The organism is Caulobacter segnis (genome assembly GCF_003243465.1).
Lineage (GTDB): Bacteria > Pseudomonadota > Alphaproteobacteria > Caulobacterales > Caulobacteraceae > Caulobacter > Caulobacter segnis_A.
On record NZ_QFQZ01000002.1, the window covers coordinates 26,932 to 50,839 of the forward strand.

Below are 23,908 nucleotides of genomic sequence, written 5' to 3' on the forward strand. Positions count from 1 at the left end.
CGCTCACGCCGCCTTCAGTTCCAGGCGCTGGATTTTCCCGACGATCAGGAAATAGGCCAGGATGGTGATCACGCAGTGGACGCCGACGAAGATCAGGGCTCCGTCGAACGATCCGGTCGCCTTGACGATGTAGCCGATGACGATCGGGGTCACGATGCCCGCCGTATTGCCGAAGGTGTTGAAGACGCCACCGGTGACGCCGGCCATCTCCTTGGGCGAGGTGTCGGACACCACCGCCCAGCCCAGCGACGCCACGCCCTTGCCGAAGAAGGCCAGGGCCATGACCACCACGACCAGCCACTCCTGCTGGATCCAGACGCAGGCGATGATCGAGGTGGCCAGGATCATGCCCAGCAGCAGCGGCGTCTTGCGGGCGATGTCCAGCGAGCCGGTGCGCTTGAGGAGGTAGTCGGAGATCACCCCGCCGAACACGCCGCCGACGAAGCCGGCCAGGGCCGGCGCGGCGGCCGTGAAGCCCGCCTCCATGATCGACATGCCGCGCGCCTTGACCAGGTAGATCGGGAACCACGTGACGAAGAAATAGGTCAGCACGTTGATGCAGTATTGGCCCAGATAGACTCCCAGCAACATCCGGCTGGACAGCACCTGCTTGACGTTGGCCCAGGTGAAGGCCGCACCGTTCGAGGCGGCGGCGTCCTCCATCCGCACAAGGCCGCCGCCGGCCTCGATGTGATCGAACTCGGCCTTGTTGATCCAGGGGTGGACGGTGGGGGCGTGGATCAGCCTGGCGAAGAACACCGCCGCCACGACGCCGACCGCCCCCATCACCCAGAACACCGAACGCCAGCCGAAGCTGTGGGCCAGCCAGCCCATCAGGGGCGCGAAGGCGACCAGCGAGAAGTACTGCGCCGAGTTGAAGATCGCCGAGGCCGTGCCGCGCTCCGCCCCCGGAAACCAGGCCGCGACGATGCGGGCGTTGGCGGGGAACGACGGCGACTCGCCCAGGCCCACGGCGAAGCGCATGGCGAACAGCACGAGGGCCGCGCTCAACCCGGTGAAGAAGCCGGCGAAGCCCTGCAGGGCGGTGAACAACGACCAGACGACCAGCGAGATCAGGTAGATCTTCTTGGAGCCGAAGCGGTCCAGCAGGGCGCCGCCCGGGATCTGCCCCAACACATAGGCCCAGGCGAAGGCCGACAGGATGTAGCCCATGGCCACGGGATCCAGGCCGAGCTCCTTGGCCGCCGACTGGCCGGCGATCGAGAAGGTCGCCCGGTCGGCGTAGTTGATGGTCGTGATCAGGAACAGGACGGTGATGATCAGCCAGCGCACGCGCGTGCGCTTCGTGGAATCGGTCATGCGCGTCCCTTCCCTCGCCTGGGCCGATCTGCGTCGGCGTTCGTCAGGCGACGCTAGAGGCGCCCGCGGGGAAGGTCTAAGTCAATTCGCCTATGGACCGATCCACTGCCGACATGGATCGGACCGCTTGGGTGGGGCGAGAGCGTGCTTTCGGCCGAAAACGGGTTCGTCGCCCGCCTGGAAACTTGGTCCGCCAACAGAAAAAGGGCGGGGTCACCGATTTCCCTGCCCGATCCGTGCCGAACGCGCATTGGTCCATACCCGATTGAGATTGGCCCTCGAAGAGAAGCCGCTCCTATCCTGCCCCTAATGAGAAGGGGCCGGTATCGAGCGCCTTCACCACGAAAGGACCCGCGAAGGCGGGCGTAGGGAGGGATCATGTCAACCACTCAGAAACCCGTCGTGCGGGCCGCCCTTGCGCTGAGCGCGTCCGCCTTGGCCTTGACGCTGGCCAGCGGGGCCGCCGCGCGGCAGGCCGCCCCCTCACCGGCCACCGACGAGGTCGAGGCCGTCGTCGTGACCGGCTTCCGCGCCAGCCTGCAGAGCGCGATGAACCTCAAGCGCAACGAAACCGGCGTCGTCGACGCCATCAAGGCCGAGGACATCGCCCAGTTTCCCGACCTGAACCTGGCCGAGTCGCTGCAACGCATCCCCGGCGTCTCGATCTCGCGCATCAACGGCGAAGGCCGCCAGATCACCGTGCGGGGCCTGGGCTCGGAATACACCCGCGTTCGCATCAACGGCATGGAGGCCATCTCCACGACCGGCGGCACGGCCAACAGCGGCGGCACCAACCGCGGGCGCGGCTTCGACTTCAACGTCTTCGCCTCGGACCTCTTCAACAGCATCGCCGTGCGCAAGACCGCCTCGGCCGACGTCGAGGAAGGCTCGCTGGGCGCCACGGTCGACCTGACCACCTCGCGGGCCTTCGACGCACGCAAGCCTCAGCTCGTCCTGTCGGCGGGCGGCAGCTACAACGACCTGTCGGAAAAGACGACGCCGCGCGTGTCGGCCCTGGCCAGCCGCACCTTCCTGGACGGCAAGCTGGGCGTGCTGCTCTCGGCCGCCTACGAAGAGCGCCACCTGAAGGAAGAAGGCGCCAATATCACGCGCTGGACCTATGGCGGCAGCAATGGCGGCTTCAACGCCGCCTCCACGGTGCCCGGCTACACGATCGCCCAGATCAACAACACCGACCCGACGACCGGCATCTTCGCGCCGCGCATCCCGGCCTATGTCAGCTACGACATCAACAACAAGCGCCTGGGCCTGGCGGGCTCGCTGCAGTTCAAGCCCGACGCCGACACCGAGATCACGCTCGATACGCTCTACGCCTATCTGCACGGAATCCGGAAGGAAGCCCAGTTGCAGGCCATCGGCCTGTCGCGCGCCGGCGTGGGCAAGCCGCAGACGATCATCCGCGACGGCGTCGTGGAGAACAACAACCTCGTCTACGCCCGGATGGACAATGTCGATCTGCGCACCCAGTCGGCCTATGACGAGCTAAACACCGAGTTCAAGCAGTTCACCCTGTCGGCCAAGCACAACTTCGGCGACCGCCTGGTCGTGGGCGCCCTGGCTGGCTACGCGGACTCGACCTTCACCCAGCCGGTCTCGACGATCGTCACCTTCGACCGCGCCAACAGCCAGAACTACGTCTACGACTTCCGCAAGGGCCGCGCGCCGCAGATCCTGCTGAACTTCGACGCGACCGATCCGGCCAACTGGTCGGCCATCAACGGCACATCCGAAGTCCGCATCCGCCCCCAGTTCGTCGAGAACCAGTTCTCGACCGCCAAGGTCTATGGCGAGTGGGAGGCCAACCCGAACCTGAAGATCAAGGCCGGGCTCGACTGGCGCAAGTTCGAGTACGACAGCTACGGCCAGTACCGGACCAGCGAGACGGTCAGCCAGACCCTCACCGCCGGCGAACTGGCCTCGGTCTCCAAGGTGTTCAGCGGGCTCGGCAAGGGGATGAACCTGCCGGCGGGCAACTTCACCGCCTGGCTGGTCCCCGACATCGACAAGTACGCCGCCCTGCTGAACATCTACAGCAACACCGGCATCTACGCCCTGAGCAACACCAACAACAGCTCCGCGCGCGGCCAGTACGGCGCGGTCGAGGAGCAGGACACTGGCGGCTATGTGCAGGCCGACTTCCGCTTCCAGGCGTTCGGCCTGCCCTTCCGGGGCGATGCGGGCGTGCGCCGCGTCCACACCCAGCAGGAGTCGGCGGGCTACGCCGCCGTCGCGGGCGCGATCCAGCGCGTCGAGGTCAAGCGCGACTACGACCTGACCCTGCCCTCGTTCAACATCGCCGCCGACGTCACCGACACCTTCGTCGCCCGCTTCAGCGCCGCCAAGACCATCGCCCGCCCGGGCATCGGCTCGCTGTCGCCCGGCGGCGACGTCTCGGTCCAAGGCGCCAACCGCAACTACAGCTCCGGCAACCCGTTCCTGAAGCCCACGCAGTCCAAGAACCTGGACGTGTCGCTGGAATGGTATCCGGCCTCGGGCACGATGCTGGCGGCCGGCTTCTTCTTCAAGCGCATCGACACCTTCGTCGCGCCCCTGCGGCGCGAGGCGGTCTACAGCACGCTGGGCCTGCCAGACTCGCTGCTGACCGGCACCGGCGCGACGCCCGACCAGGTGTTCCAGGTCACCCAGCCGGTGAACTCCGACGGCGGCGACCTGAAGGGCTTCGAGCTGAACGTCCAGCAGCCGTTCACTTTCCTGCCCGGCTGGCTGAGCCACTTCGGCGTGATCGCCAACTACACCTATGTCGACTCCAAGATCGAGTACCTGACCTCGACCGCGCCAGGCGCGCCGACCGTCAACGCCACCCTGGTCGGCCTGTCGAAGAACGCCGCCAACCTGACGCTTTACTACGAGACCCCCAAGTGGAGCGTGCGCGGCTCGCTGGCCTATCGCGACGGCTACCTGACCCAGGTCCCCGGCAGCGACGGCAACACCATCCAGGGCACCAATGAGACCCTGAACGTCGACATGCAGGCCAGCTGGAACATCCGCGACAACCTCAAGCTCTCGGTCGAGGGCGTGAACCTGACCGACGAGTTCAACGACCAGTACGTCGGCGATAGCAACCGGCTGAACGTCTACACCCACAGCGGCCGCCAGTTCATCGTTGGCCTGCGCTACAACTTCTAGGCCGCGCCTCCTCACCTGGCCTAGACCCGCGCCGCCCCGCCCCCGGGGCGGCGCCTTTGTCTTGCTCAGCCTTTCGCGACAGCCCGAGGCGCTGACTTAAGGGGAGGCTGGACGCGGCGAACACCAGGCTCGAAGCTGGCCCCATGCCCGCCCTCGCCGACCCCGAACTGATCGAAGCCTTGCGCCAGACGGTGCGGGCGCTCTGCCGCGACTTCCCCCCCGCCTATTGGCGCGGCCTCGATCGCGAAAAGGCCTATCCGACCGCGTTCGTCGCGGCGATGACCCAGGCGGGCCTGCTCGGCGTGCTGATCCCGGAGGACTACGGCGGCGGCGGCCTTGGATTGACGGCGGCCGCGGCGATCCTGGAGGAGGTCCACGCCAGCGGCGGCAACGCGGCGGCCCTGCACGCCCAGATGTACACCATGGGCACGGTCCTGCGGCACGGCTCCCAGACGCAGAAAGAGACCTGGCTGCCCAGGATCGCCGACGGCTCGATCCGGCTGCAGGCCTTCGGCGTCACCGAGCCGACGGCGGGCACGGACACCACCTCGATCTCGACCTTCGCCCGGCGCGAGGGGGACACCTATGTGATCAACGGCCAGAAGGTCTGGACCAGCCGGGCGGAGCACTCCGACCTGATGGTCCTGCTGGCCCGCACCACGCCCAAGGCCGAGGTGGCGCGCAAGGCCGACGGCCTCTCGGTCTTCCTGGTCGACATGCGCGCGGCCAAGGGGAACGGCATGACGATCAAGCCGATCGCCACCATGCTGAACCACGCCACGACCGAGATCTTCTTCGACAACCTCGTCATCCCGGCCAACAGCCTGATCGGCCAGGAAGGCCAGGGCTTCCGCTACATCCTCGACGGCATGAACGCCGAGCGGATCCTGATCGGGGCCGAGTGCCTGGGCGACGCCGCCTGGCTGATCGGCAAGGCCCGGGACTATGCGTCCAGCCGCGTGGTGTTCGGTCGCCCGATCGGCCAGAACCAGGGCGTGCAGTTCCCGATCGCGCGGGCCTACGCCCAGGCCCACGCCGCCCGCCTGACGATCTACGACGCCGCGGCCCGCTACGACGCGGGCCAGCCGTGCGGCGAGCAGGCCAATATCGGCAAGATGCTGGCCTCGGAGGCCTCGTGGGCCGCCGCCGACATGTGCCTGCAGACCCACGGCGGCTTCGGCTTCGCCGAGGAGTACGACATCGAGCGCAAGTTCCGCGAGACGCGCCTCTACCAGGTGGCGCCGATCTCGACGAACCTGATCCTGGCCTATGTGGCCGAGCATGTCCTGGGGCTGCCGCGCTCCTACTGATCACGCTCAATCGGCTCGATCGTCGCATCCGTTCGCCCAAGCGCCGCGTATCGGACGCCGAGCGCGTCGACAGCGCTCGGCACGGGAGCGGAAGCATGTCGCGCGCGCAGGAAATCGGCCAGGGGCGATCCCAGGCCCCGTTGATGACCTGGCTTGGCGGCTTGGGCCTTATCCCGTTCCTGACGCCGCCGGTGCTGCGGATCGACTGGTTCGAGCCCCTGCTGGCCTGGAGCAGCCTGCAGATCGTCTACGCCGCCGCCATCCTGTCGTTCCTGGGCGGGGTGCGCGCCGCCCAGGCGGTCTTCAGCGACGACTGCCGCCGTAGCACCCTGGTGCTGGCCATGGCCCCTCCCCTGGTCGGCTGGACGCTCGCCGCCATCGGCGTCATGGGCCAGAGCAACCCCGGACTAGCGGCGAACGCCCTCCTGGGTATGGCCGCCGCCCTGGTCGCTCAAGGCGTTTGGGACGTCACCTCCAGCGCCCTGCCGGACTGGTACCGCCAGCTGCGCCTGCCGCTGACCGCCATCGCCTGCGTGGGCCTTGTGATCGGCGCCGCCGCGGCGGGCGGCTGAGATGGAGCCCGATGAAACGCCTGGCCGCCGCCTCGCCATTGTGGTCGGCGCGGGCGGCGGCTTGGGCCGCGCCTTCGTCGAGGAGCTCCGCACCGAGCCCGGCTGGGCCCAGGTGGTCGGGGTCGGTCGCCGCCGCCCCGCCGACTGGCCCGAGGCCCCGCGCCAGCCCTTCCTGACGGCCGACCTGCTGGACGAAGACGCCTTGGCCGGCCTGGCGACCGACATCACAGAGCTTGGTCGACCCGGCCTGATCCTGATCGCCACGGGCCTGCTGCATGCGCCGGACCTGGCGCCCGAGAAGGCCATGAAGGCGGTGACGGGGGCCAGCCTGGCGCGCCTGTTCGAGGTCAACGCCGTCCTGCCGGCCCTGGTCTGCAAGCATCTGGCGCCGCTGCTGCCCCGCCACGAGCGCAGCGTGATCGCCGCCCTCTCCGCCCGGGTCGGCAGCGTCGGCGACAACCGGCTGGGCGGCTGGCACGCCTATCGCGCCAGCAAGGCGGCGCTGAACATGCTGATCCGTTGCCAGGCGATCGAGCTGTCGCGGGAACGCCCGCTGGCCGTCTGCGCCGCCCTGCACCCGGGCACGGTCGATACGCCCCTGAGCGCGCCGTTCGCGCGCGGCGGCCGGCCCGTCGCCGCGCCCCGGGACGCCGCCGCCAAGCTCCTGAAGGTCGTGCACCGGCTGGAGGCGGCCGACAGCGGCGGCTTCTTCGACTACGACGGCGCGCCCATACCCTGGTGAGGGCGGGCTGAACCTCCGTAGCCGCCCGCGCTGCGCGCGCCGCCCCCGATCTGCTACCGCTGCGGCGATCATGGAGGAGCGGGCATGCGCGTGGCGATGTTCTCGGCCAAGGCCTACGACAAGCGGTTCTTCGACAGCGCCAACGGCGCGTTCGGCCACCGCATCGACTATTTCGAGGCCCGCCTCGACGCCTCCTCCGCCCCTCTGGCGGCCGGCTATCCGGCGGTATGCGTCTTCGTGAACGATCGCCTGGACGCCGCCACCCTCGAGGCGCTGGCGACCGGCGGCACCCACGCCGTGGCCTTGCGCTGCGCCGGCTTCAACAATGTCGACCTGGCGGCGGCGCAACGGCTGGGCGTCACTGTCGTGCGCGTCCCGGCCTACTCGCCCGAGGCGGTGGCGGAGTTCACCCTGGGCCTCCTGCTGGCGCTGGACCGCAACATTCCCCGCGCCTACGCCCGGGTCCGCGAAAACAACTTCGCCCTCGACGGCCTGATCGGGCGCAACCTGGCCGGACGCACGGCCGGCGTCGTCGGCACGGGCCGCATCGGCGCGTTGGTGGCGCGAATGCTGCGCCTGGGCTTCGGCTGCGAGGTGCTGGCCAGCGACGTGGTCCAGGACCCGGCGCTGGTCGCCGCGGGCGTGCGCTATGTTCCGGTCAAAACCTTGCTGCGCGAGGCCGAACTCATCTCGCTGCACTGCCCGCTGACGCCCGAGACGCGTCACCTGATCGACGAGGCGGCGATCGCGGCGGCCAAGCCCGGCGTCCTGATCGTCAACACCAGCCGCGGCGCGCTGATCGACACCACCGCCCTGATCGCCGGCCTGAAGTCACGGCAGGTGGGCGGCGTGGCGCTTGACGTCTACGAGCAGGAGGCGGACCTGTTCTTCGAGGACCTGTCGAACGAGATCATCCAAGACGACCTGTTCCAGCGCCTGCTGACCTTCCCGAACGTGCTGGTGACCGGCCACCAGGCCTTCCTGACGGAAGAGGCCCTGATCGCGATCGCGGAGACGACGCTCGGCAATCTGGCCGATGTCGAGGCCGGCCGGCCGTCGGCGCACGCGGTGTCCGCGGACGCCGTCCGGCCCTCGCATTGAAGACGGGGCGGGCCTACTCGGCCTTCGGCTCCAGGGCCGCGCGCAGGCGGGCGGCGACGTCGCCGAGGGTGATCGCCGACAGGGCGTCATTGACCTCGAGCTGGCCGGTGTGGTGGCTTTCGTGCAGCACGCGGCCGGTGAAGTCGGTGATGGCGGTGATGTGCTGGGCCAGGAGGTCGACGGTGTGCAGTTCGTGCATCACCGCCAGACGATGCTCGGCCGCCACGACTTCCAGGATCTTGCCCAGCGCCACGTCCAGATGTCCGCACGCCACCGCCGCGATCGACATCTCGGCCGAGATCGCCTCCAGCACCGTTTCAACGCCCACCGGCGCCAGTTTCTCAGACATCCAAAACCCCCTGCATTAAAGGCCGCAAAACAGCACACGCTCCCGGCGAGGGGCAAGACCCGGACACGTGCGGCCAATGATCGCGCCAAAGCAAGGTCAAAGGCCGTCAACAACGTCAGATCGAGATGCGCTGCGACGGCTGATCGTCACCTGGCGAGGCTTAGTCTAGAAGGCGCTAAGGATAGGTAAGCTCCTCACGCCGCCTGCCGCAGCCCCCAGGGATGGGCCGGATAGAACTGGGCCATCATGCGGCCGACATAGGCGACCAGGCGCGGATAACTTTCGGCCTCGCGCCGCAGCGGCGAGTCGAAGAACGGCGTCAGGATCGCCGCCAGCATGGAAAAGGCGATCGCGTCCACGCCGACCGGATGGCTGTCACGCATCAGGTAGGTCTTGTCCTCCAGCAGTTCGTCCAGCGAGCGCAGAGACAGGCCGCCCAGCCAGGCGACCTCCTCGCGCAGGTGACGCCCGACGCCGACGGCGCGCACATTGGCGCTCACCGCCTCCAGCAGTCCCTTTCGGAGACCCTCGCGCAGGTGTTCGGGCGCCTGGTCGAACCAGCGCGCCGGCCCCTTGGCGAAGTTGGCGGGCTCCAGGAAGCGGAAATAGCTGGACACCCAGCCCAGCTGGTTCTCGACCATGCGCTCGATCGCCCAGGCCTGCGCCCGCTCCTTGCCTGTCAGGCCCATGTCCAGATCGACGCCGTACTTCTGCTCGATGTGGGCGCGGATGAAGGTGGAGTCGCCGATCGCCTGGGCGGCGTCCTCGATCCACGGGAGCTGGCCCTTCGGCGCGGTCTCGCGGCTGCCGACCGTCTTGCGATAGTCGAGACCCGCCATCATCAGCTGGACCTCGGTCTTGGTTACATAGGGGCTGATCTCGGGCAGCCCGAACCCGGCTCCGGCGGCGAACAGCGTGATCATGGTCCCTCTCCGATCCCGAATGTCGTGATGACCACTTGCTACCGCCACCCTACTGCCAGCATGCTGTCAGTAGCGATCGCCGATAGCTGAGGTCATGAGACGCGCCGAACGCCTTTTCCAGATCATCCAGATCCTGCGCCGCAGCCGCGCGCCGGTGACGGCCGACGCCATCGCCGCCGAGCTGGAGACCTCCAAGCGCAGCGTCTATCGCGACATCGCCGCCCTGGTGGGACAGCGCGCGCCGATCCGTGGCGAGGCCGGCGTCGGTTATGTCCTTGAGGCCGGCTTCGACATGCCGCCGCTGATGCTGACGCCCGACGAGATCGAGGCGGCGGTGCTGGGCGCCCAATGGGTGGCTGGCCGCGGCGATCCAGTGCTCGCCAAGGCCGCCAAGGACCTGATCAGCAAGATCGCCTCGGCCGTGCCCGATCGCCTGCGGCCCTATGTGCTGGAGCCGGCGGCGGCCGCCGCGCCCGCCTGGAAGCCGCAGACCGACCGCATCGACGTCGCTCAGGTCCGCGCCTGGATCCACGCCGGCCGCAAGATCCGCCTCGACTACAGCGACGAGGCCGGCGCGGTCAGCAACCGGGTGATCTGGCCGGTGACGGTCGGCTATCGCGAGACCATCCGCATGATCATCGCCTGGTGCGAGTTGCGCGAGGCGTTCCGCACCTTCCGCACCGACCGGGTGGTCGGCGCCGAGTTCCTGGACGAGCGCCACGGCAAGCGGCCGGCGGTGCTGCGGGCCGAGTGGATCAAGTTCCGCGACGCCGAGATCGCCGCCTGGAACGCCCGGCAAAAAGAAGCCTGCTGAGCGAGCGCCTGGACTGCTTCATCGCCTCCTCTCGTGTCATCCCGGCCGAACCCCGGCCTTGAGCCGGGGGAAGAGCCGGGACCCAGGGGCAACCGCACTGCCGCTAGCCCCTAGGTCCCGGATAGCCTCTGCGAGGCTTCCGGGATGACACGGATTTGAGGCTCGTTCTCAGAACTATCCAGCTTGAAGTCGCCCTAGATCCCGTGCCGTTTGGCGAAGGCCTCGAACAGGCGGGGCCAGGCGGCGACCGGCTTGTCCGGCGTGAAGCGCAGGCCAAAGCCGTGGCCGCCCTCTTCAAAGACGTGCAACTCGGCCGGGACGGCCTTGGCCTTCAGCGCCGTGAACATGGCCAGGGAATTGGCGACCGGCACGGTCTTGTCGTCGGCCGCGTGCAGCAGGAACACCGGCGACAGGCCTTCGCGCACCTGCTTTTCCGGGGACAGGACGGCTTCGCGCTCGGGCGAGGCGTCGCGGGTCAGCAGCTGCTTGCGCGAGCCGCCGTGAGCGATCGCGGTGTCGAGGCTGATGACTGGATAGATCAGGGCCGAGAGGTTCGGCTTGGCCGGCAGCTGGTCGGCGGCGTCGATCGGCGCATAGGTCGGCGCATCGAACCGCACCGTCAGATTGGCCGCCAGGTGGCCGCCGGCCGAGAAGCCCATGATCGCCACGCGGTCGGCGGAGAAGCCCATGGCGGCGGCCTTGGCGCGGATCAGGCGGATGGCCCGCTGGGCGTCCTGCAGCGGCGCGTCGCCGCCCGCCGTCCAGCCGTCGCCGGGCATCCGATAGAATAGGACAAAGCAGGTGTAGCCGCTGTCGTTCAGCCGCCGGGCGGTCTCGTAACCTTCCTTGTCCAGCACCACCCGCTCGTAGCCGCCACCGGGGATCAGCAGCACCGCCGCGCCGTTGGGCTTCTTCGGGCGGAAGACCACTAGGGTCGGCTTGCGCGTGTGGACCTGGGCCCGGTCGCGCGGGCCGCCGGTCGCGGTGCGGTCGATGATCTGCTCCTCGGCCGTGACGCCCTCCCCGCCCGGCGCGCCGTTCGGCCAAAGGATGATGACCTCGGTGGGATCGGCCGGCGCCGACTTGGGCTGTTCCACGACCGCCGCCTCCGTCCTTCGCGCCGCCAGGGATCCCAGGACGCCAGTGACAAAGGCCGCAAGGGCGCCGCGACGGTTCAGCATGGGATCGAAGCCTTCTGACGGGATGTTGTGGCGGGACCCTAAAGCGGCTTGCGGCGATTTGGAAACCGGTTTCCAGCCTGGATTAGGCGTCGGCGAACCGCAGGTGATGCAGCACGATCCCGCTGGTGGTGGCGACGTTCAGCGAGTCGAAGCCATTCGCCATCGGGATGCCGACCGTCCGGGCGCGCGCCATCACCTGCGGCGACAGGCCGGGCCCCTCCGCCCCCAGCAGCACGGCGGTGCGCGGCGCCGGCCTCAGGCGCGCCAGGACCTCGGGCGCCGAAGGGCTGAGCGCCAGGGCCTCGAAGCCCGCCCCCGCCAGCAGGTCGGCGATGTCCTCGCCACGGTCGAGCCGCGCGGTCGGGACCGACAGCGCCGCGCCGACCGAGACGCGGATGGCCTTGCGGTACAGAGGATCGCAGCAGTCGGCGTCCAGGATGACCGCGTCGGCGCCGAAGGCGGCGGCGTTGCGGTAGATGCCGCCGATGTTGTCGTGGTTGGCGACGCCGCACAGCACCAGCACCACCGCGCGGGCCGGCAGCTTGGCCAGCATATCCGCCGCCGCGACCGGCGCGGGCTTGCGTCCCACCGCCAGCACCCCGCGGTGCAGGTGGAAGCCGGCGATGGCGTCGACCACGGCCTGGTCGGCGAAGTAGACCGGGACGTCCTCGGGTAGCCCCGCGAAGACGTCCTCCAGCTTGTCCCGACGCTTGGGGTCGATCAGCAGCGAGACCACGCGGCCCGGCGCATCGCGCACGAAGGCCCGCAGCACCGTCTCGCCCTCGGCGATGAACAGGCCCTCGCGCCCGACCAGATCGCGCTCCTTGATCGCGCGGAACGGAGCGACGGCGGGATCGTCGGGATCGGTGACGACGCGGAACTCTGGCAAGGCGGCCTCGACGTGGGTTAGCGAACCCCTCGTATCGGCAGGATCGCCAGACCGCCAGCCAAGGCCAGCGCCGCCGCCGTCAGGAAGAAGACCTGGTAGTTCATCTGGCTGGGGCCCAGGGCCCAGACCGCCAGGCCGGGCGCCAGCGCTTGCGGCAGCGTGTTGGCCAGGTTGATGACGCCCAGGTCCTTGCCCGCGTCGCGCTGCGACGGCAGCACCTGGGTGACCAGGGCGATGTCGACCGCGTAGTAGCAGCCCGCGCCGCAGCCCAGCACCACATAGGTCGCCAGCAGCAGCGGCCAGCTCGGCGACAGCGAGAACACGGCCATGGTCAAGGCGATCATCAGGGCCGCGCCCAGGGCGAACAGCTTGCGCCGCTTCAGCCGATCCGACAGCACGCCGCCCAGCAGGGCGAAGGCGACGTTCGAGAGGGTGGACACCGTCGTCAGGATCGCCAGCCCCTCCTCCGCCCGATGACCGGGGAACAGGCGCGGATAGTCCAGCACGTCCTGCAGGAAGTAGAGCATGTAGTTCTGGGTCAGGCACAGGGCGACCAGCACCATGAACCGCCCGGCCCAGGCGAAGGCGAAGTCCGGATGTCGCCGCGGGTTCACCCAAAGCCCCGACAGGAAGGCGCCCAGCTTGAACGGCGGCACGCTGCCCTTGGGCAAGGGCGGGTCGCGCAGACTGACCACCAGCGGCAGCAGCCCGAGCAGCAGCGCCGCCGAGATCGCCGCATAGCGCTGGCCCTCGACGACCAGGACGCCGCCGATCAGCACCGCGCCCGCGGCCGTGCCCAGCGGATTGCCCAGGCTCTGGAACGCGGCCACCAGGCCCTTCTGGCCGTCTGGCACCCGATCGGGCATCACGGCGACCAGGGCCGAGAAACAGAGGTTGAAGGTGAGCTGGAACAGGATCATGCCGCCGACCAGCGCCATCGGCGTCGTGGCGCGCATGATCGCCAGATAGGCCAGGGACGCCCCCACCGCCCCCACCACGATCCAGGGCCGTCGACGGCCGAACCGCGAGGTCGTCCGATCGCTGATGGCGCCCGCGAGCAGATTGGCGATGCTGGCGACGATCGCGCCGTAGAAGGCCACCTGGCTGAGCACCACCGCCTTGCCGGCCGGATCGATAGCCTGGGCTTTCAGGGGCAGCAGGACCTGAAGCAGCGGCTGGAAGGATACGAACGCCCCGATCTGCGCCAAGGTGTAGGCGGCGATGAAGCCGGCGCGCACCGGCTCCTTGGGCCGGGCCCTGTCGTCTGGCCGCATAATCCACTCTCCCCCTAGCCGACGGTATTCCTCCGCTCGGCCCTTATTGATCAGGGCCCGGGCGGAGCCCCGCGGTCTATGCCGCGTTTGTCCGCACAGTGGCCGGGGCCGCCTTGCCGCACAAGGGCCACCCTGCTGTCGTCCAGAGGTTTCCATTCCGCGGCGGCAAGCTCTAGGGTGCGGGAATTGGCGTGAGTCTCTCGAGGGGCGGGACAAAACATGGCTTCGGTGACGATCTATGACGTCGCCGCCCGCGCGGGCGTCTCGATCAAGACGGTCTCGCGGGTGATGAACAAGGAGCCGAACGTCCGGCCCGCCATGCGCGACCGCGTCCTGCAGGCTGCCGGCGAGCTGGGCTACAGCCCCAACCTGTCGGCCCGCAGCCTGGCCGGCTCGCGCTCCTTCGTCATCGCGGTGTTCGTCGACGCGGCCCTGACGATCGACCACTGGCGCAGCGAGCGCGGCGCGGACTATCTCAGCCGGATCCAGCTGGGCGCCACGCTCGAGTGCCGCCAGGAAGGCTATCACCTGCTAGTCGAGCTGATCGACCATGAAGCGCCCCAGGTCCGGCAGGAGGTCGCGGCGCTGCTGGCGGCGCTAAAGCCCGACGGCGTGATCCTGACGCCGCCCTCCTCGGACAATGCGGTGGTGCTGGAACTGCTGGCCAGCTCGCGCACGCCCTATGTCCGGGTTGGCCCCGAACGCCCCGAGGGCCTTGGCCCCCGCGTCCACATGGACGACGTCGCCGCCGCCCGCGAGATGACCGAGCACCTGATCGGCCTTGGACACCAGCGGATCGGCTTCATCGTCGGCGAGCCGCGCTACGGCGCCAGCCAGGCCCGTCGCGAGGGCTATCTGGACGCCATGAAGGCGCGCGGCCTGCCGGTGTCCGACGGCTGGGTGCGCCAGGGCGACTTCACGTTCCAGTCCGGCATGGCCGAGGCCAAGGCGCTGCTGGCCTTGCCCGACCGGCCCACCGCGATCTTCGCCAGCAACGACGACATGGCGCTTGGCTGCGTGGCCGCGATCGCCGAGGCGGGGCTGATGACCCCCGGGGACATCTCCGTCGCCGGGTTCGACGACAGCCCCAGCGCCCGTTTCAGCCGGCCGCAGCTCACCACCGTCCGCCAACCGGTGGCCGAGATGTCCTCGGTCGCGGCCCGGCTGCTGATCTCCCAGGCCCGGTCCAGCGAGCCCGCAGAGCGTCCGCAGGACATCCTCCTGCCGTTCGAGCTGATCCATCGCGCCTCCACCGCCCCGCCGCCCCGCTAGGGGATCCTTTCGACGGCCGGCGCGGCGAAAACCGCAACGGCGGCTAACCCCTCGGGACTTGAATCCGGTTCCCGGATCGAGGGATTTAGCCCGCAGCCGCCTACGACTTCACGCCCGTGCGAAACAAGCTGCGCCTTGGCGCGTTTTGCACTTGTCAGGTCCATGGCGGGGCTTGGATATAGCCGAGAGCACACCCTCAAGGACCCCATGGCGCTTCCTGCGGACTTCACCTTGGCCGACCAGGATGGCCGCCCGACGGCGGTGCTGTCGGGGGACTGGACGGCTCGCGGCCTGCTCGACGCCGGCCTGCGCCTGGCCAAGGCCCTGGATGGGGTCGAGCGCCCCCTGTTCGACCTGACCGGCGTCAATCGCTGCGACACCGCCGGCGCCTATGCGATCCTGCGCGCCGCCGGCGACGACCTGCAGCGGGTGGACGTCCAGGCCCGGCAGGGCGTGCTGCGCCTGCTTGAGCTGGTCTCGGCCGCCATCAAGGTCCAGACCGAGCCGACCGTGCGCCCCGGCGGCTTCAAGGCCCTGCTGGAGCGGATCGGCCGCGGCGTCTTCGGCCTGTTCTCCGACGCTTACAGCACCATGGTCTTCCTGGGCCATCTGCTGACCGCCTTTGGCCGCAGCCTCGTCAACCCCAAGCGAATCCGCTGGGCGCCGATCGTCGCCCTCTCCGAGCGCGCCGGCCTGGACGCCATGCCGATCGTGGCGACCACGACCTTCTTCATCGGCGCGGTGGTGGCCCTGCTGGGCGCCAACATGCTCACCGACTTCGGGGCCCAGGTCTATTCGGTCGAGCTGATCGGCATCTCGGTGATGCGCGAGTTCAACATCCTGATCACCGCAATCCTGCTGGCCGGCCGCTCGGCCTCCAGCTTCGCGGCCGAGATCGGCTCGATGAAGATGAACCAGGAGATCGACGCCATGCAGGTCATGGGCGTCGATCCCTACGAAGCGCTGGTGCTGCCAAGGTTCGCCGCCCTGCTGCTGACCATCCCCATCCTGACCTTCGTGGCCACCATCGCGGGCCTGGCGGGCGGCATCCTTGTCGTCTGGATCGTCTTGGACCTGTCGCCCACCTTCTTCCTGCAGCGGATCGTCGACTATGTCGGCGCCACCCATTTCTGGATCGGCATGTCCAAGGCGCCGGTCATGGCCGCGGTGATCGCCGCCATCGGCTGCCGCCAGGGCATGGAGGTCGGCCAGGACGTCGAGGCGCTGGGCCGTCGCGTCACCGCCGCGGTGGTGCACGCCATCTTCGCGATCATCCTGATCGATGCGGTGTTCGCCCTGCTCTACATGAAGCTGGACATATGACCGGGCCCGCTATTGATCCTCCCGCCGTCGAGACGGCCGACAGCGAAAAGTACCCGATCGAGGTGCGAGGCCTGGTCTCGCGATTCGGCGAGCATGTCGTCCACGACGGCTTGGACCTGAAGGTCGAGCGCGGCGAGGTGCTGGGCGTGGTCGGCGGCTCGGGCACCGGCAAGTCGGTGCTGCTCAACACCGTCATTGGCCTGAAGGCGCCGGACGGCGGACACGTGCGGCTGTTTGGCGGCGACATGCGCACGGCCTCGCGCCGCCGCTGGTCCTCGATCGAGCGCCGTTGGGGGGTGCTGTTCCAGCAGGGGGCCCTGTTCTCGAACCTGACGGTTCGCGAGAACGTCGCCGCGCCGCTGCACGAGCACACCGAGTTGCCCCGCCGCGAGATCGACGAGATCGCCGACCTGAAGATCGCCATGGTCGGCCTTGCCGCCCACGCCGCCTTGCTGAAGCCGGCCGAACTGTCCGGCGGCATGCGCAAGCGCGCCGGCCTGGCGCGAGCCCTGGCCATGGATCCGGAGCTCCTGTTCCTGGACGAGCCGACCGCCGGCCTCGATCCGATCAGCGCCGCGGCGTTCGACGAGCTGATCAAGGACCTGTCCGAGAGCCTGGACCTGACCGTTTTCATGATCACCCACGATCTGGACAGCCTCTATGCGATCACCGATCGCGTGGCGGTGCTGGCCGACAAGAAGGTGGTCGCCGTGGCGCCGGTTCACGAACTGGAGCGTTCGGATCATCCCTGGATCAAGAAGTACTTCCTGGGCCCGCGAGGACGCGCCGCCGCGTCCGCCGAGTCCCTGGCCGAGGCGAGGATCGACTGATGGAAAGAAACGCCAACTACGCGGTGGTCGGCGCGGTCACGCTGGCCCTGTTCATGGGGCTGATCGTCTTCGCTGTCTGGCTGGCCAAGATCAGCTTCAATCGCGACTACGACCTCTACGACGTGCTGTTCGTCGGTCCGGTGCGCGGCCTGTCGCAGGGCGGCGAGGCCCATTTCAACGGCATCAAGGTCGGCGAGGTCACGCGCATCGAGCTCGACAAGAGCGACCCCAACCGCGTGATCGCCCGGATCCGCGTCACCTCGGACGTGCCGATCAAGGTCGACAGCTACGCGACGCTGGAGCCGCAGGGCATCACCGGGGTCAACTACATCCAGATCACCGCCGGCTCGCCGAACAAGGAGCTCTTGAAGGACACCGTCAAGGGCGGCCACGTGCCGGTCCTGCGCAGCCAGCGCAGCGCCCTCTCCGACCTTCTGGAAGGCGGCGGCACGGTGTTGACGCGCACGATCGAGGCGCTGGACCGCGTCAACCGCGTGCTGTCCGACAAGAACATCAAGACCTTCAGCGCCACGCTGACCGACGTCCAGGCCGTCACCGCCGAGCTGCGCGAGCGCAAGGAAGTGATCGCCGACGCCCAGAAGGCGCTGCAGAGCATCGACCAGACCGCCCAGTCGATCACCCAGCTGGCCAACAGCGCGGACGGCGTGGTCAACGGCGACGCCAAGCGCACGCTGAAGGAGCTGGGCGACGCGGCCGCCGAGCTGAAGGCCGCCGCCAAGGACGCCCGCGGCATGGTCGGAAAGCTCGAGGGCCCGACCAGCGACTTCGCGGCCACCGGCCTGCCGCAGCTGTCGGCGGCCATCGTCACCCTGCAGTCGGCCGCCGAGTCGCTGGACCGCCTGGTCGGCGAGGTCGAACAGAACCCCCGCGGCGCGTTCAGCAAGGCGCCCGCCAAGGAAGTGGAGGTCAAACCATGAGCCGCATCCGCAACCTCGCCCGCCTCACGGCGGTCGCTGCGCTCGCCATGGGCCTCTCGGCCTGCATCAGCGTCTTCCCGAAGACCAAGCCCGTGGGCCTCTATCGCTTCGGCGAGGCCGAGGTCAGCGCGCCCAAGGGACCGCCCGGCGGCATGATCGGCGTGCTGAAGGCCCCCTCGACCTTCACCCGCGCCGCCGCCAGCGACCGGATCCTGACCAGCACGGACGGCCAGATGGCCTACATCGCCGACGCCCGCTGGGTCTCGCCGGCCTTCGTGCTGTTCGAGGAGGCGGTGGCCCGCGCTTTCGAAAACGATCCTGGCCGCGCGCGCCTGATCGGTCGCGGCGAGGTGGGCAAGGCCGATCTCGTGCTGCGGCTCGAGGTCCGCACCTTCGAGACCGACTACGTCAACGGCCCCAAGGCCGCGCCGGAAGTCGTCGTGCGGGTGCGCGGCGTGATGACCCGCAACAGCGATCGGGCCCTGGTCGGCGACCAAGTCTTCGAGGCCCGCGTCAAGGCCGCCGACAACCGCGTCTCGGCGATCGTGCCCGCCTATGACAAGGCCGTCGCCAAGGTCCTGGGCGAGATCGTCGCCTGGGCCAACGCGGCCGGGCCGGCGATCGCTAGCTGAGCGCGGCCAAGGGCTCGGTCACGGGCCCATAGCCCGCCTCCGGCGGGATACGCAGGACGGCGCCGTCCACCCAGGGCTCGACCGTGACCAGCGGCCGCTCCGCCGCGCGCTGGACGGCGTCCGCCGGATCGACGCTCTCGGCCAGCAGCTGCAGATTCATCCGCGTGGGGAAGATCACCTTGCGCGCGCCGGAAGCCGCCAGCTCCAGCGCGCGGCGCGGCGCGATCCACTCGGCGTCGACCGCCTCGTGCCCGTCGCAGATCGCCTGCTGCGCCAGCGGCGCGTGGGCGACGTAGAACCAGGTGTCGAACCGCTTGGGCATCAGCTTCGGCGTGATCCAGCGCGCGAAGACGGTCAGGGCCGCAAGGTCTAGGCGCAGGCCCAGGTCCGCCACGACCTCGAGAAACGGGACCTTGTCGTCCGCGACAGCGGCCCGGATATCCTTGGCCGCCTCGCCCGCATAGAACGCCCCGTCGGGGTCGCGGGCCAGCAGCACCCCGGCCTCTTCATAGGCCTCGCGAATGGCCGCGATCCGCAAGGCCGCGTCGCCCGCCTGGACGCCATCGAACCCCAGGGCGTGGTCTCGCCAGCGCGGATCGCTGTCGCCCTGGTGGCTCTTGCCGCCGGGAAATACGAGGGCGCCGGCCGCGAAGTCGATCTGATGATGGCGCTTGACCATCAGGACTTCGAAATCGGGGGCGTCTCGAAGCAGCAGTATGGTGGCGGCGGGGCGGATCTCGCCGTTTGAGGAGTCGGACATCCTTGCACTTTGGCGCCAGCCACAGGTCGCCGCCAGATCGATTTCGAACGACTGTTCGATCTCAGGCTGAGGCAGATCGTCGCCGTTTCTCGGCGCTGCGATCCATGCGTTCCAGCAGGTAGTCGGTGTCGTCACGCGACGCGGCATGCGGCGAGGTCAGGAAGCGCTGGATCATGTGCTCCTGGAAACGCTCGCGGTCGTGGTCGCCGCCGTCGAATTCGAGGCTGTGGAACGCATCCACCCCGGCCCGAAAGGCCGAGTAGAGCCGCGGCGGCAAGCCGGCGCGCTCGCAGATGGCCTTCAGGCCCAGGGGACCGGCGTCGTGGACCATCAGCCAGGCGCGGTGATGTGGGATACCCGCCAGCTCGGCCACGCCCCACTCGAAGAAGGTCATGTGCCCGTGCGCCAGGGCGCGCAGCAGCAGCGAGGGCGTCAGGCGGCCGGCGCTGTGCAGGTGCGCGACGAAAGCCTTGGGGTCGGCGGTCCGACCAGCCTGGTCGACCAGGTCGACCGTCGCCCGCTCCTTGGCGTCGACGATCAGCTCGAGCGTGAGCTCAGCCGACAGGGCATGATGGGTCAGGATATGGTCGCGCAGCTGGTCGCCCACCATGTCGACCAGGCGCTCGGCCACCGCCAGCGGCAGGGCGGCGCGATAGGCCACAGCCTGCAGCACCTGCTCGGACTTGGCGAACCGGGACAGGGCCTTCTTCAGCGACACCTCGGAAAAGCGAGCGTTATCGTTGGCGCAGGCGATGGCGACCGCCTCCTCCCCGGCCTCCTCGACGAGCTGCGTGGTGATCCGGCTGGACAGCTTGGGCCGCTGAGCGACCGCCAACTGGCGGGCGGGACCGCCCACGCGGAGGATCTCGGCCAGGTCGGCGTCGGTGAACACCGGCGAGAAGCTGATGATCGGCAGGCTGACCGTCTCGACGTCACGCGCCAGCCGCATGGCGACGTCGTGCGGGACGATCTTCGAGCCCTTCAGCGTGACCGCCAGCGCCCGACGCACCAGTTCAGCCGCGTCGGCGGCCATCACCCGCAAGATGTCGTGAGCGACCTGGCGGTCCTCTTCGCTGAGGTCCTCGCGGTCGATGCTGCGGCAGAGCTTGTAGGCCGCCATGGCGCGCTCGTCCGCCGTCGGGCCCTTCACGAGCATCCGAAGATCGGCTTCCGTCAGGGCTGCGCGCGTCATGGCCATGGGGCGTCCATCCGGACCGTTGCGTGTGTGTGTCGAAACCCGTCGTGCGTCTGCGCGAGCCCCCTTTCGAGAGCGTCGCGAGTCACGATCATCAGTTGTTAGGCTTAACGATTGTTTGCACCTTTAAGCCAGGAATTAACGATCCGCCGTAGCGCGGCGCGTCTGGGCGTTTCGCCGCAGCTCAGCGCCGCCGCCCGGGCCGTGTCCGCAGCGGCCTGCACAGATCTGCCGTAAGGTAAGCCTTTCACGGTCCGCCGCCCTCCCCCATGGTTCGTCAAAAGAACATGATGGGAGGACGCGATGCTGGAAGGTCTGCGGGTCGTTGAGCTGGCGACCTATATCGCCGCGCCGGGGGCGGCGGGGATCATGGCCGACTGGGGCGCGGACGTGATCAAGGTCGAGTCGCCGGAGGGCGATCCGATGCGGCGGTTCTTCGACACCATCGGCTCGGACCAGGACGCCAATCCGGTGTTCGAACTCGACAATCGCGGCAAGCGGGCCGTGGTGCTGGATATCCGCAGCGACCTGGGTCGCGAGGCGCTGAAGGCGCTGGTCGCCACGGCCGACATCTTCCTGACCAATGTCCGTCCTGCCGCCCTGGCGCGCGCGGGCCTCGACTATGAGGCTCTGAAGGCCGTCAATCCGCGCCTGATCTACGCCAGCCTGACCGGCTACGGCCTGACGGGTCCGGACGCCGACAAGCCGGGCATGGACGTCGCCGCCTTCTGGTCGCGCGCGGGCGTCGGGGCGATCACCGCGCCGAAGGGCGCCGAGCCCTTCCCGATCCGCACCGGCATGGGCGACCACGTGACCTCGCTGGCGACCGTCTCGGCGATCCTGGCGGCGGTCCACGAGCGCCACCGCACCGGCGTCGGCCGTCTGGTCGAGACCTCCCTGCTACGGACCGGCGTCTATGCGATCGGATCGGACATGGCGATCCAGTTGCGGCTGGGAAAATTGGCCTCCACCCGCGGCCGGCGTGAGGCCGTTCAGCCCCTCGCCAACTTCTACAAGACCGCCGACGGCCGCTGGATCTGCCTGTTACCGCGCCAGGGCTCGGTGGACTGGCCGCGGATCGCCGCCGCCGCTGGCCGACCCGAACTGGTCGACGACCCGCGCTTCGCCTCCGCCAAGGCCCGGCGCGAGCACGGCGAGGCGCTGGTCGACATCCTGGACGCCGCCTTCGGGGCGATGACCTATGACGAGGCGGCGCAGGTGCTCGACGCCGGCGATATCACCTGGGCCCCTTACCAGACGCCGCGCGAGCTGGCCGAAGACCCCCAGGCCGAGGCGGCTGGCTGCTTCGTCGAGACGCCGGACGGGCGCGGCGGGACCTTTCGAGCTCCAGCCGCGCCCGCGCGTTTTCCGGGCGCGGAGGATGGGCCGCGCGGCCCGGCCCCCGCGCTGGGCGCCGACACGGCGGCCGTGTTTCGCGAACTGGGTTGGGACGCGGAAAAGGTGGCCGCGCTGACGGTGGTCAGGTCCGCTTGACCTTGTCGTTGGCGTCGGCGAGCACGCGCAGCATCTCGGCCGAGAACATCGAACTGGCCAGGCGCTGGCCCGCGCCTACGCCGGACGCGCCGCCGGTCCCGCCGAAGGGGTCGCCGACATCCTGCGAACCGCGCAGGATCAGATTCATCACCGCTTCCTGCTGCTGGATGTGCTCGAGGCGACGGCTGCTGGCGTACTGCACGAAGCCCTGTTCCCCGTCCGCGCGCGACGGGGCCGGATCGGCGACCGGGTTCGCGCCGCCGGTCTTGGTCAGGTTGGCGTAGAGCTCGCCCACCGTCGCAGGCCGGCCTTCGCGATAGAAGATCGAGCGGTTGGCCTGGGCCGCCTCCGGGAACATCGCCGCCGCATTGGCGCCGGGCGAGCTGTTCGCCGCCTGGATGAGCCTGGCCGAGCCCTGCGGACCCAGGAAGTGAGCGGCGTAAAGCTCGCCGGCCGTGGGCGAACGCCCCACCCGCCCCCGCAGATAGGAGGCGTGGTCCGAGGTCAGCTCACCCGCCATAAGCGACGCGGCGTGCGGATCCATCTTCAGGCCCAGCACGGCCTTGCGGGCCTCGTCGCCCTCGACGCGGTAGCGGCCGTCCGAACCCTGGCTGATCAGGTTGGCGTAACGGTCATAGCCGTACTTCGAGCCGTGCTTCTTCAGCGTGGCCAGCCAGGTCTGGTCGACGAACTGGAACAAGCCCGAGGCCGACGAGGTCCGCGCCTTGGCGGCGGGGTTGAACCCGCTCTCGCGCTTGGCGGCGCCCATCAGGAACGAGAAGTCGACGCCCGTCGCGTTTGAGGCGCGCTGGATCGCCGACTCGACGACGCTGCGAATGGAACCTACGGCGGGCATGGGTCTCATGACTCGGCGATCATGGTTAATTCCCAATTAACCACGTTCCGCGCCGCGCGTCCGGAGACAAGACGCCGCAGGCGATCTTACAGGCGTAAGAGAAATTTCACTCAGGATTACGATTGTCAATTTACAGAGGCCGAGCCGCGTGCTGATCTGATCCTACGAATGTAAATTCATTAGGGAGATCGTTATGGCTCTGGCCCTGAATCCCAATGGCTCCGGCATTCCCGGCCTCGACGAAGCGCCGCGCAAGCCGTCCCGCGTGCTGATCCTCGGCCTCGGCGTCTCGGCCGCCGCGCACCTGATGCTGATCGGCTATCTGGCCTATCAGAAGTGGACGCAGCCGCTGCCCCCGGCCGAACCCGAAAACCCGTTCGTTATCGAGCAGGTCTATACGCCCAAGCCGCCGCCTCCCCCGCCGCCGCAGAGCGCGCCCCCGAAGAATCAGCTTCGGCTGCACACGCCCGCGCCGACGGCCCAGCCGACGCCCGAGCCGCTGCCGATCAAGCCGGTGGACGTCGAGGGGCCGCCCCAGCCAGGACCGGTCGTCCTGCCGACGGCTCCGGCCGCGCCGACAACGCCGCCGGGGCCACAGCCCAAGGTGATCACCCGCGCGAACTGGCTGCGCATTCCTTCGGGCGACGAGATGGCGCGCTACTATCCGGAAAGGCCGCAGCAGCTGGGCGTCTCGGGCTCGGCGACGCTGAGCTGCACGGTGGCGGTGAACGGGACGGTGCGCGACTGCTCGGTGATCTCGGAGACGCCGACCGGCCAAGGCTTCGGCGCCGCGGCCCTGAAGATTTCGCGCTTCTTCAAGATGAAGCCGCAGATGGAGAACGGCGAGCCGATCGACGGCGCCACCGTCAGCATCCCGATCCGGTTCAACGCGGGCTGACAGCCCTCCTCCGGCGTTGAACCGGCGGCCGGGTCGCGCCTTCCAGCGGCCCGGCCATCCCCCTTGA

Annotated in this window: 22 protein-coding genes and 1 pseudogene; 13 read left to right on the top strand and 10 right to left on the bottom strand. The window is 69.1% G+C overall.

Translation table 11 applies throughout. The features are described 5' to 3' along the window. Positions 1-3 precede the first annotated feature (3 nt). Positions 4-1,320: an MFS transporter gene (locus DI526_RS01020; protein WP_304272994.1), complete on the bottom strand. Its 1,317-nt coding sequence runs from the start codon at positions 1,318-1,320 to the stop codon at positions 4-6. Between the two features lie 378 nt (positions 1,321-1,698). On the opposite strand from DI526_RS01020, the gene DI526_RS01025 reads away from it, so the two are divergent. The 5 genes from DI526_RS01025 to DI526_RS01045 all read left to right on the top strand — a co-directional run bounded on the left by DI526_RS01025 (position 1,699) and on the right by DI526_RS01045 (position 8,213). Next, positions 1,699-4,488, top strand: coding sequence for a TonB-dependent receptor (locus tag DI526_RS01025; RefSeq protein ID WP_304272997.1), 2,790 nt, complete (start codon positions 1,699-1,701; stop codon positions 4,486-4,488). 143 nt (positions 4,489-4,631) lie between these two features. After that, complete coding sequence (locus DI526_RS01030) at positions 4,632-5,798, top strand: acyl-CoA dehydrogenase family protein (protein ID WP_304273000.1); 1,167 nt, start codon at positions 4,632-4,634, stop codon at positions 5,796-5,798. Between the two features lie 95 nt (positions 5,799-5,893). Further along, positions 5,894-6,370, top strand: coding sequence for a DUF3429 domain-containing protein (locus DI526_RS01035; RefSeq protein WP_304273003.1), 477 nt, complete (start codon positions 5,894-5,896; stop codon positions 6,368-6,370). A gap of 1 nt (position 6,371) precedes the next feature. Then, complete coding sequence (locus DI526_RS01040; RefSeq protein ID WP_304273005.1) at positions 6,372-7,112, top strand: SDR family NAD(P)-dependent oxidoreductase; 741 nt, start codon at positions 6,372-6,374, stop codon at positions 7,110-7,112. 84 nt (positions 7,113-7,196) lie between these two features. Next, a complete protein-coding gene (locus DI526_RS01045; RefSeq protein ID WP_304273008.1) occupies positions 7,197-8,213 on the top strand; it encodes a 2-hydroxyacid dehydrogenase in 1,017 nt (338 codons plus the stop codon). A 13-nt stretch (positions 8,214-8,226) separates the two neighbouring features. Here the strand turns inward: DI526_RS01045 and DI526_RS01050 are convergent, their stop codons facing one another. Together DI526_RS01050 and DI526_RS01055 are read right to left on the bottom strand one after the other, a co-directional pair. Further along, a complete protein-coding gene (locus tag DI526_RS01050) occupies positions 8,227-8,562 on the bottom strand; it encodes a hypothetical protein (protein WP_304273011.1) in 336 nt (111 codons plus the stop codon). Between the two features lie 194 nt (positions 8,563-8,756). Then, the gene (locus DI526_RS01055) at positions 8,757-9,485 is read right to left on the bottom strand and encodes a glutathione S-transferase family protein (protein WP_304273013.1); all 729 of its coding nucleotides are present in this window, start codon (positions 9,483-9,485) and stop codon (positions 8,757-8,759) included. 94 nt (positions 9,486-9,579) lie between these two features. On the opposite strand from DI526_RS01055, the gene DI526_RS01060 reads away from it, so the two are divergent. After that, positions 9,580-10,299, top strand: a complete 720-nt coding sequence (locus tag DI526_RS01060) for a YafY family protein (protein WP_304273015.1) — start codon at positions 9,580-9,582, stop codon at positions 10,297-10,299. A gap of 25 nt (positions 10,300-10,324) precedes the next feature. Here the strand turns inward: DI526_RS01060 and DI526_RS01065 are convergent. The 4 genes and pseudogenes from DI526_RS01065 to DI526_RS01080 form a co-directional block, all read right to left on the bottom strand. Next, positions 10,325-10,450 (bottom strand): annotated as a pseudogene (locus DI526_RS01065) (hypothetical protein); the annotation flags it as partial. Between the two features lie 43 nt (positions 10,451-10,493). Beyond that, positions 10,494-11,480: an alpha/beta hydrolase gene (locus DI526_RS01070; protein ID WP_304273016.1), complete on the bottom strand. Its 987-nt coding sequence runs from the start codon at positions 11,478-11,480 to the stop codon at positions 10,494-10,496. Positions 11,481-11,562: 82 nt separating this feature from the next. Beyond that, a complete protein-coding gene (locus DI526_RS01075; RefSeq protein ID WP_304273020.1) occupies positions 11,563-12,369 on the bottom strand; it encodes an RNA methyltransferase in 807 nt (268 codons plus the stop codon). A 17-nt stretch (positions 12,370-12,386) separates the two neighbouring features. Next, the gene (locus tag DI526_RS01080; RefSeq protein WP_304273023.1) at positions 12,387-13,643 is read right to left on the bottom strand and encodes an MFS transporter; all 1,257 of its coding nucleotides are present in this window, start codon (positions 13,641-13,643) and stop codon (positions 12,387-12,389) included. A gap of 219 nt (positions 13,644-13,862) precedes the next feature. Between DI526_RS01080 and DI526_RS01085 the strand changes: the two genes are divergently transcribed. The 5 genes from DI526_RS01085 (at position 13,863) to DI526_RS01105 (ending at position 18,638) form a co-directional block, all read left to right on the top strand. After that, on the top strand, positions 13,863-14,915 hold the full coding sequence (locus DI526_RS01085) for a LacI family DNA-binding transcriptional regulator (protein WP_304273025.1): 1,053 nt from the start codon (positions 13,863-13,865) through the stop codon (positions 14,913-14,915). A 207-nt stretch (positions 14,916-15,122) separates the two neighbouring features. Further along, positions 15,123-16,238, top strand: a complete 1,116-nt coding sequence (locus DI526_RS01090; RefSeq protein WP_304273029.1) for an ABC transporter permease — start codon at positions 15,123-15,125, stop codon at positions 16,236-16,238. Then, positions 16,235-17,068: an ABC transporter ATP-binding protein gene (locus DI526_RS01095; RefSeq protein ID WP_304273031.1), complete on the top strand. Its 834-nt coding sequence runs from the start codon at positions 16,235-16,237 to the stop codon at positions 17,066-17,068. The genes DI526_RS01090 and DI526_RS01095 overlap by 4 nt, the downstream gene beginning before the upstream one ends. Continuing rightward, a complete protein-coding gene (locus DI526_RS01100; RefSeq protein WP_304273032.1) occupies positions 17,068-18,006 on the top strand; it encodes an MlaD family protein in 939 nt (312 codons plus the stop codon). Before DI526_RS01095 ends, DI526_RS01100 begins: the two co-directional genes overlap by 1 nt. Then, positions 18,003-18,638 (top strand): ABC-type transport auxiliary lipoprotein family protein, encoded by a 636-nt coding sequence (locus DI526_RS01105; RefSeq protein ID WP_304273034.1) that lies wholly within the window; start codon positions 18,003-18,005, stop codon positions 18,636-18,638. The genes DI526_RS01100 and DI526_RS01105 overlap by 4 nt, the downstream gene beginning before the upstream one ends. On the opposite strand, the gene DI526_RS01110 is transcribed toward DI526_RS01105, so the two are convergent. After that, positions 18,631-19,398, bottom strand: a complete 768-nt coding sequence (locus DI526_RS01110) for an NUDIX domain-containing protein (protein WP_304273037.1) — start codon at positions 19,396-19,398, stop codon at positions 18,631-18,633. The genes DI526_RS01105 and DI526_RS01110 overlap by 8 nt on opposite strands. Positions 19,399-19,459: 61 nt before the next feature. After that, positions 19,460-20,596, bottom strand: coding sequence for a pole-localized protein SpbR (gene spbR, locus DI526_RS01115; protein WP_304273039.1), 1,137 nt, complete (start codon positions 20,594-20,596; stop codon positions 19,460-19,462). A gap of 300 nt (positions 20,597-20,896) precedes the next feature. Here spbR and DI526_RS01120 point away from each other — a divergent pair, with 300 nt between their 5' ends. Further along, a complete protein-coding gene (locus tag DI526_RS01120; protein ID WP_304273042.1) occupies positions 20,897-22,087 on the top strand; it encodes a CaiB/BaiF CoA-transferase family protein in 1,191 nt (396 codons plus the stop codon). Here the strand turns inward: DI526_RS01120 and DI526_RS01125 are convergent. Next, on the bottom strand, positions 22,074-22,943 hold the full coding sequence (locus DI526_RS01125; protein ID WP_304273044.1) for a transglycosylase SLT domain-containing protein: 870 nt from the start codon (positions 22,941-22,943) through the stop codon (positions 22,074-22,076). The genes DI526_RS01120 and DI526_RS01125 overlap by 14 nt on opposite strands. 193 nt (positions 22,944-23,136) lie before the next feature. On the opposite strand from DI526_RS01125, the gene DI526_RS01130 reads away from it, so the two are divergent. After that, on the top strand, positions 23,137-23,841 hold the full coding sequence (locus DI526_RS01130) for an energy transducer TonB (protein ID WP_304273047.1): 705 nt from the start codon (positions 23,137-23,139) through the stop codon (positions 23,839-23,841). The last annotated feature ends 67 nt before the right edge of the window (positions 23,842-23,908 follow it).

Coding starts and splice junctions, on each gene's coding strand:
- DI526_RS01020 (WP_304272994.1), bottom strand. CDS start 1,320: ATGACCGATTCCACGAAGCGCACGCGCGTGCGCTGGCTGATCATCACC.
- DI526_RS01090 (WP_304273029.1), top strand. CDS start 15,123: ATGGCGCTTCCTGCGGACTTCACCTTGGCCGACCAGGATGGCCGCCCG.
- DI526_RS01060 (WP_304273015.1), top strand. CDS start 9,580: ATGAGACGCGCCGAACGCCTTTTCCAGATCATCCAGATCCTGCGCCGC.
- DI526_RS01050 (WP_304273011.1), bottom strand. CDS start 8,562: ATGTCTGAGAAACTGGCGCCGGTGGGCGTTGAAACGGTGCTGGAGGCG.
- DI526_RS01120 (WP_304273042.1), top strand. CDS start 20,897: ATGCTGGAAGGTCTGCGGGTCGTTGAGCTGGCGACCTATATCGCCGCG.
- DI526_RS01125 (WP_304273044.1), bottom strand. CDS start 22,943: ATGCCCGCCGTAGGTTCCATTCGCAGCGTCGTCGAGTCGGCGATCCAG.
- DI526_RS01040 (WP_304273005.1), top strand. CDS start 6,372: ATGGAGCCCGATGAAACGCCTGGCCGCCGCCTCGCCATTGTGGTCGGC.
- DI526_RS01110 (WP_304273037.1), bottom strand. CDS start 19,398: ATGTCCGACTCCTCAAACGGCGAGATCCGCCCCGCCGCCACCATACTG.
- DI526_RS01100 (WP_304273032.1), top strand. CDS start 17,068: ATGGAAAGAAACGCCAACTACGCGGTGGTCGGCGCGGTCACGCTGGCC.
- spbR (WP_304273039.1), bottom strand. CDS start 20,596: ATGGCCATGACGCGCGCAGCCCTGACGGAAGCCGATCTTCGGATGCTC.
- DI526_RS01105 (WP_304273034.1), top strand. CDS start 18,003: ATGAGCCGCATCCGCAACCTCGCCCGCCTCACGGCGGTCGCTGCGCTC.
- DI526_RS01130 (WP_304273047.1), top strand. CDS start 23,137: ATGGCTCTGGCCCTGAATCCCAATGGCTCCGGCATTCCCGGCCTCGAC.
- DI526_RS01095 (WP_304273031.1), top strand. CDS start 16,235: ATGACCGGGCCCGCTATTGATCCTCCCGCCGTCGAGACGGCCGACAGC.
- DI526_RS01080 (WP_304273023.1), bottom strand. CDS start 13,643: ATGCGGCCAGACGACAGGGCCCGGCCCAAGGAGCCGGTGCGCGCCGGC.
- DI526_RS01045 (WP_304273008.1), top strand. CDS start 7,197: ATGCGCGTGGCGATGTTCTCGGCCAAGGCCTACGACAAGCGGTTCTTC.
- DI526_RS01085 (WP_304273025.1), top strand. CDS start 13,863: ATGGCTTCGGTGACGATCTATGACGTCGCCGCCCGCGCGGGCGTCTCG.
- DI526_RS01030 (WP_304273000.1), top strand. CDS start 4,632: ATGCCCGCCCTCGCCGACCCCGAACTGATCGAAGCCTTGCGCCAGACG.
- DI526_RS01035 (WP_304273003.1), top strand. CDS start 5,894: ATGTCGCGCGCGCAGGAAATCGGCCAGGGGCGATCCCAGGCCCCGTTG.
- DI526_RS01055 (WP_304273013.1), bottom strand. CDS start 9,485: ATGATCACGCTGTTCGCCGCCGGAGCCGGGTTCGGGCTGCCCGAGATC.
- DI526_RS01025 (WP_304272997.1), top strand. CDS start 1,699: ATGTCAACCACTCAGAAACCCGTCGTGCGGGCCGCCCTTGCGCTGAGC.
- DI526_RS01070 (WP_304273016.1), bottom strand. CDS start 11,480: ATGCTGAACCGTCGCGGCGCCCTTGCGGCCTTTGTCACTGGCGTCCTG.